This window comes from Bartonella sp. 220B (genome assembly GCF_026930205.1).
Lineage (GTDB): Bacteria > Pseudomonadota > Alphaproteobacteria > Rhizobiales > Rhizobiaceae > Bartonella.
This window is the reverse complement of sequence record NZ_JANHOI010000059.1, coordinates 1-1,277: the sequence shown is the minus strand read 5'-3', so window position 1 is coordinate 1,277 and position 1,277 is coordinate 1. Positions and strand designations below refer to the sequence as shown.

Here is a 1,277-nt window from a genome sequence, read left to right as displayed (position 1 = left end):
CCTTCTGCAATTCCCTCGCCAGAAACATCTCTTTGTGCAATGTTTTTACCTTGTTCTATAGCCTCTTTAAAACCTTCATATTTTGCCGCACTACCACGTGCGGATTTATAAATAGGAGAAATTTCATCCATTATTTTTACTAAATCTTTTTTGAGTATTTGGTACCCAGAGATCTTTTGGTTATCGCCAAGTCTTTCACTTTTTTTGATCAAATCATCAAGAGACTGTTTGACTTGATCTAATAACTCTATCGTAGGTTTATAGTTTATACTGCTAAAGTTTTTATCAGAAAATCGTTGAGGATTTTCTTTTAGAATATGCTCTTCTAAACTATTTACAGCTTCTTTGAGCGCCTTTTGAAACCCTTTATTGGCAAAAAGCTTATTAAGAGCTGGATAATACTCTTGCCCTATTGGAGTTTGCCTTGCCTGTTCATAAAGATGATCATGCGCTTCTTTTCCTTGCTCCTTGAGAATCCTTTTGAAAACTTTCGTATCTTGGAGATGAGTAATGTTTTCATCTGCCGATTGACCTATACGGTGAATTGCCCCTTTCAACCGTCCTTCATGGGCGCCTCTCAAAATATCAGAAACATGCGTATTTGTTTTCCCCATATTAGCAAGGGATACTTCTAAATTAGGACTGATATCTGTCAAAAATGCATGGCGTGGAGCAGTTTCAAGACGTTTTGCAACATTCTCAACACCATCATCATACAACGTCCTTGCAACTTCTCTTACCGCTTTGGTTTGGACATCCTTATAAGCAGGATTTAAATAACCTCTTACAATAGGAGCCGATTGCCATAACTCTCTTCCTTTATTAGAAAGATAAGAAATCATTGTACCAGCAACAGACCCAACAGGAGCAGCAACAGAGCCAATTCCACCTCCAATCCCTGCCGATATAAGCTTGCCATCTAAACCTTCTCCTGCTCCAGAGCCATGTAAAGCCCCAGATCCTGCTCCTAAAAGCGCTGCCCTACCTAGCTTACCAAATGTTGTTGCCGCAGAGCCTGCTCTTAAAAGCCCTAGTCCAGGGATACCAAATGATGCCAATGTTGGTAATATCGAACCAACCATATAAGCCAAATTAGACCAAACGGGGTGTTTCTCTTCCAATGCTTTCTGGTAAGCGCTTTCCTTGGCTACTCTTCTGTTATAGACTTCTTCTGCCTTTTTATCGCCGCTCCAATAATCCGTAAAACCAGCTTCAAGCGCCGCTTGTAACTCATCACTATAACCTGCCGTTAAACCAGATACTCCATGGCTCCTAAT

Annotated in this window: 1 pseudogene; it reads right to left on the bottom strand. The window is 40.5% G+C overall.

What is annotated here, in order from left to right:
* A pseudogene (locus tag NPX99_RS08675) lies at nt 1-1,277 on the bottom strand (glycine zipper family protein); the annotation flags it as partial.